General features: G+C 73.6%; 6 protein-coding genes. 3 read left to right on the plus strand and 3 right to left on the minus strand.

Features of this window, described 5'->3' with window-relative positions:
- The first annotated feature begins 47 nt into the window (after positions 1-47).
- Positions 48-482, plus strand: a complete 435-nt coding sequence (locus ACOJTC_RS01165; protein WP_420115396.1) for a hypothetical protein — start codon at positions 48-50, stop codon at positions 480-482.
- On the opposite strand, the gene ACOJTC_RS01170 is transcribed toward ACOJTC_RS01165, so the two are convergent.
- From ACOJTC_RS01170 to ACOJTC_RS01180, 3 genes are read right to left on the minus strand one after another with little or no spacing between them, the layout of a single operon-like run.
- Positions 457-1,716, minus strand: a complete 1,260-nt coding sequence (locus tag ACOJTC_RS01170) for a glycosyltransferase family 4 protein (protein WP_420115391.1) — start codon at positions 1,714-1,716, stop codon at positions 457-459. The two genes, ACOJTC_RS01165 and ACOJTC_RS01170, sit on opposite strands and share 26 nt — an antisense overlap.
- 5 nt (positions 1,717-1,721) lie before the next feature.
- Positions 1,722-2,651 (minus strand): NAD-dependent epimerase/dehydratase family protein, encoded by a 930-nt coding sequence (locus ACOJTC_RS01175; RefSeq protein WP_420115392.1) that lies wholly within the window; start codon positions 2,649-2,651, stop codon positions 1,722-1,724.
- The gene (locus tag ACOJTC_RS01180) at positions 2,648-3,391 is read right to left on the minus strand and encodes a sugar transferase (RefSeq protein WP_420115393.1); all 744 of its coding nucleotides are present in this window, start codon (positions 3,389-3,391) and stop codon (positions 2,648-2,650) included. The genes ACOJTC_RS01175 and ACOJTC_RS01180 overlap by 4 nt, the downstream gene beginning before the upstream one ends.
- A gap of 274 nt (positions 3,392-3,665) precedes the next feature.
- Between ACOJTC_RS01180 and ACOJTC_RS01185 the strand changes: the two genes are divergently transcribed.
- The gene (locus tag ACOJTC_RS01185; RefSeq protein WP_420115394.1) at positions 3,666-4,709 is read left to right on the plus strand and encodes a polysaccharide biosynthesis protein; all 1,044 of its coding nucleotides are present in this window, start codon (positions 3,666-3,668) and stop codon (positions 4,707-4,709) included.
- Positions 4,706-5,037 (plus strand): NAD-dependent epimerase/dehydratase family protein (locus tag ACOJTC_RS01190; protein ID WP_420115395.1); only part of this gene is annotated, 332 nt, incomplete at its 3' end. The genes ACOJTC_RS01185 and ACOJTC_RS01190, both read left to right, overlap by 4 nt.

A 5,037-nucleotide genomic window follows, 5' to 3' on the forward strand; every position in this document is an offset into this window, starting at 1 on the left:
CGCCCGGCACCCACCGGGCGGGGCGTCGGTGGGCGTACCGTCGCGGCATGGACGGTGACGGCGATCCGCAGTGGCGGGAGCGGCAGCAGCGGGCGGTCCGGGCGCACGCGGCGGCCGACGCCCGTCGGCGCGACGGCGAGCACGCGCAGGCCGAGGAGCTGGTGGCCCGGTTCACGGCCGAGGCGACCCGGCGCGGGCTGCGCACCACCCGCCTGGTGGCCCAGGGCTACGACGGGCGGGGCCGGTACCGGACCGGGCTGACCGGCTGGTACGTCGACCGGGCCGGCCTGCGCGCGGTCGCCGTCGACGGCCGGTTCTACCTGCTCACCGTGCCGTCGGGCGTGCGCGCGCGGCTGTTCGGCGTCGACGTGCCGCCGGCCCGGCCGCCCCTGGTCGTCGGGCGCGGCGGACGCGACGGCGAGTCGATCCCGCTGGCCGACCTGCTCACCCGCGGGCTCACCGCCGGCGACGACTGGCCCTGAACCCCGGATCCGCCACCATCTCGCGCAGGGTCCGCTCGACCCGGTCGGCACCCACGGCCACGGAGAACATCCGGTCGTAGTACGCCCGGCCGGCCTGCCCGAGCAGTTCCAGCTTCTCCCGGCCCAGGTCGCAGACCTCACGCAGGGCGTCGGCGATCGAGTCGGGGTCACCGGGCCGGGCGGTGATCCCCGCGCCGCTGTCCCGGGCCACCGCGGCGGCGTCGCCCTCCGCGGCGACCAGCAGCGCCCGTCCGGCGGCGAGGGTCGCCTGCACCTTGCTCGGCATCGTGTACGCGGACATGCCGCCCCGGCGCAGGCTCACGTAGTGGACGTCACCGGTGGCCATCAGCGCGGGCATCCGTTCCCGGGGCAACTGCCCGAGGAACCGGACGTTGGACGCGCCCACCGCCGTGGCCCGGCGACGCAGCCGATCCTGCGTGGTGCCGGAGCCGGCGATCAGGCACACCAGCCGGGGGTCGTCGGTACGGGCACAGGCGTCGACCAGCGAGTCGAGCCCCTGCGCCTCGCCGAGCGCGCCCGCGTACACCAGCACCACCTGGTCGGGCCGGAGCCCGAGTTCGGCGCGCAGGTCGGCGGCGCGGACACCCAACGTCTCGTCCGCCCACACCGGGATGTGCACGAGCCTGTCCCGGGGCACGCCCCGGTCGGCGAGCAGGTCGGCGGCACCGGGTGCGACGTGGGCGACCCGGGAGGCGCTGCGGTACATCGCCCCGCACCAGGCGGCCATCCCCCGCTCGACGGTCCGCGACACCGGGCCGGTGCCGAGGAACCCGCTCGCGACCACGCTGTCCGGCCACAGGTCCAGCACGTGCAGCAGCACCGGCACCCGGTGCACGTAGCGGGTGAACCACATCGGCAGGGCGACGCTGATCGGCGAGTTGCCGACCCAGAGGGCGTCCAGGCCGCGCAGCGCCGGGGTGCCGGAGACCAGCGCGGAGACCGCGAAGGAGCCGTAGTTCGCCACCCGGCGCAGCGCGGAACGGTCGTGGCTGGGATAGAGGGCCACCCGGCGGACCCGGGTCGCATCGACGACCTCGTCGTGGCGGCGGGCCAGCCGGTAGCCGGGGGCCAGCCGGCCGGTCGGGTAGTTCGGGAACCCGGTCAGCACCCGGACCTCGTGGCCCCGTTCGGCGAGGGCACGGGCGAGCATCCCGGGCAGGGCCGCCGGGCCGGGCTCCGGGTCGTACCACTGGGTGAGCAGACCGATCCGCATCCGCCTCACCCCGCCGCCACGCCGGCCACCGGCCGCTCCGACCGCTCGCCGTCGGCCCGCCACAGGGCGCGCAGCGATTCGACCAGGTCGTACGCGGGGGCCCAGCCGAGCACCCGGCGGGCGCGGTCGACGTCGGCGCACATCCAGGGCACGGCGGCCGAGCGGGTGGCGTCGGGCGGGAAGTCGCCGGGGCGGATCAGACCGGTGAACCCGGCCACGTCGGCCAGCAGCCGGACGACGTCGCGGGTGGCCGTCGCCCGCCCGCTGCCCACGTTGACGACCCGTTGCGCGCCGACGGGGGCGCACCGCGTCGCGGCCAGCACCGCCGCCGCCACGTCCCGCACGTCGACCAGATCCCGGTACGTGTCGTGCAGTCCCAGGGCGATGTCGTCCGCGCCGTCGGCCATCGCCGTACGGACCATCGCGGTCGCCCGGGCCAGCATGTTGCCCGCCGGCATCCCCGGCCCGACCGGGTTGAAGACCCGCAGCACGACCGTGTCGACCCGGCCGGCGTCGCCCGCCAGCTCGGCCAGCCGGGTGGCCGCCAGGTGACTGAGCCCGTACTCGCTCACCGGTACGGCCGGATGGTCCTCCCCGACGGCCAGACCGTGCGGCACGACGCCGTACTCCGCCGCCGAGCCGATCCGGACCAGCCGTGCGCCGGGCGCGGCGGCGGCCACCGCCTCGATGAGTTTCGCGGTCGTCACGACGTGCGCCCGGACGAAGTCGTACCCGGAGCCGACGATGCGACCCGCCGCGCTCACCACCACGTCGGGGCGTTCCCGGGCGACCAGCGCGGTCAGCTCGGGCAGTTCCATCCTGGCCGGGTCGCACCGGGTGCGGGAGGGGGCCCGGACGGTGGTGTGGCCAGCCAGCGTGGCGTGGATGTGCCGGCCGAGGAATCCACCCGCGCCCAGCAGCAGCACCCGGTTCATCGGGGCCGCACGACGTCCCGGTCGTCGACCGACGACCCGGACCGGTGGCCAGCGGCCGGCACCGTGGGTGCCGGCCCGTCGGCGGGCCGGTCGTCGGCGGCCGACGGGGCGTTGCCGGTGAACTCGTGCCAGGTGGCCGCGCCGGGGGCGGAGATGCCCTCCCGGGTGAGTACCACCCTGACGGTGGTCAGCAGGATCCTCAGGTCCAGCAGGAAGGACCGCCTGTCGACGTACTCGACGTCGGAGGCGAACTTCGCCTCCCAGCTCAGGGCGTTGCGTCCGCGTACCTGGGCGAGCCCGGTGATGCCCGGCCGCACGTCGTGCCGGCGGGCCTGCTCGGGGGTGTAGAGGGTCAGGTACCGCACCAGGTGCGGGCGGGGGCCGACCACGCTCATCTCGCCGCGCAGCACGTTCCAGAACTCGGGCAGCTCGTCGAGGCTGCTCGCCCGCAGCCACCGCCCCACCCGGGTGAGGCGTTGCGCGTCGGTGACCAACCCGCGCTGCGGGTCGGGGTGGCGCATGGTGCGGAACTTCACCACCTCGAACAGGTCGCCGTGCAGGCCGGGCCGGGTGTGCCGGAACAGCACCGGCCGGCCGTGGGTGACCAGCACCAGCAGGGCGACCAGGGCCAGCAGGGGCGCACCGAGGGTCAGCACGACCAGCGCGCCGAGCACGTCGAGCAGCCGCTTCCACCTGTCGTACGGGCGGCGGGTCGACGGGTCGGTCGCCCGTCCGGTCACCGGGCCGGCATCACCGGCGCGCGGCTGTGCCGCGGGGGCAGCAACTTTGGACATGGAACAGACCTACCACCTTCCCGGCGGCCGTTCCGCAGTTTCACATTTGCCGCACCGGTGCGTCGGCAATGGTCGCCGCGCAGCACCGCGCGAAACGTGAAACGTGATTGCTCCTCCCTTTACCGGAAGCGTGCACGGTCTCGTTATCGCAACAGTATGGTCACCATTGACGAGATCGTGATCCCCGAGGATGGTCCGACGGGAAAAGGCAGGAGGAGATATGCTTTCCTCGCTTGCGGGCAGGCGTTTCCTGGTCACCGGGGGCACTGGTTCGTTCGGCCAGACAATGGTTTCCCGACTGCTCGACGCCGGCGCCGCCGAGGTGCGGGTCCTCAGCCGGGACGAGTCGAAGCAGGACGCGATGCGGCACCGCCTCGGCAACGACCGGGTCCGCTACTACATCGGTGACGTGCGCGACTACGACAGCGTGCTCAAGGCCGCCCGGGGCATGGAGTTCGTGTTCCACGCCGCGGCGCTGAAGCAGGTGCCCTCCTGCGAGTTCTTCCCGCTGGAGGCGGTCCGCACGAACGTGCTCGGCAGCGCCAACGTGGTGGACGCCTGTGAACGTGTCGGGGTGGAGACGCTGGTCCTGCTGAGCACCGACAAGGCCGTCTACCCGGTCAACGCGATGGGCATGACCAAGGCGTTGATGGAAAAGGTGGCGCAGGCGCACTCCCGTAACAACGCGACCGCCCGGACCAGGGTCTGCTGCGTGCGTTACGGCAATGTCATGTACTCGCGCGGATCGGTGATTCCGTTGTTCATCGACCAGATCCTGCGCGGTGGTCTGCCGACGGTCACCGATCCGTCCATGACCCGTTTCCTGATGTCGTTGCCCGAATCGGTGGAACTGGTGGAGCACGCGTTCACCTTCGGCCAGCCGGGGGACGTGTTCATCCGCAAGGCCGACGCCTGCACCATCGGCGACCTGGCCACGGCGCTGTGCAACCTGTTCGGGGTGCCGGCGAAGTTCACCGTGCTCGGCATCCGGCACGGGGAGAAGCTCTACGAGACCCTGGCCAGCCGGGAGGAACTCGCGTTCGCCGAGGACCTCGGCGACTTCCTGCGGGTGCCGGTGGACAGCCGCGACCTCAACTACTCCCTCTACTTCGAGGAGGGCGACGTCGAGCACGGCGGGCTGGCCGACTTCCACTCGCACAACGCCCGCCGGCTGTCCGTACCCGAGATCGAGTCGTTGCTGATGACGCTGCCCGAGGTGCGCGCGCAGGTCGCCGCCGCCACGGCGGCCGTGGTGACGAGTTGAGCGCGAGCACCGACGCCGCCCGCCCGGACCGGGTGCCCCGCCGCCGCACCGACCACCGGGCGGACCAGCGGGCCGCCGACCCGGTGCGGCGGGTCCTCGTCGTCGGGGTCACCGGCATGCTCGGGCACGCCGTGCTGCGCGAACTCGCCGACGACCCGACGCTCGACGTGCACGGCCTCGCCCGCAGCATCGACGACCGGGCGGGTTGCTACCCCCCGCACCTGCTGGCCCGCATCGTCCCGGCCGTCGACGTGACCCGGTTCGACCACGTCCGGCGGCTCGTCGACGAGCTGCGGCCCGACGTCGTCGTCAACTGCGTCGGCGTCAT

Origin of the sequence: Micromonospora sp., assembly GCF_048594385.1 — a bacterium.
GTDB classification, from domain to species: domain Bacteria; phylum Actinomycetota; class Actinomycetes; order Mycobacteriales; family Micromonosporaceae; genus Micromonospora; species Micromonospora wenchangensis.

What these genes read in the sequence shown, in the direction of transcription:
- ACOJTC_RS01175 (WP_420115392.1), bottom strand. Translation starts at nt 2,651, where the DNA reads ATGAACCGGGTGCTGCTGCTGGGCGCGGGTGGATTCCTCGGCCGGCAC.
- ACOJTC_RS01185 (WP_420115394.1), top strand. Translation starts at nt 3,666, where the DNA reads ATGCTTTCCTCGCTTGCGGGCAGGCGTTTCCTGGTCACCGGGGGCACT.
- ACOJTC_RS01165 (WP_420115396.1), top strand. Translation starts at nt 48, where the DNA reads ATGGACGGTGACGGCGATCCGCAGTGGCGGGAGCGGCAGCAGCGGGCG.
- ACOJTC_RS01170 (WP_420115391.1), bottom strand. Translation starts at nt 1,716, where the DNA reads ATGCGGATCGGTCTGCTCACCCAGTGGTACGACCCGGAGCCCGGCCCG.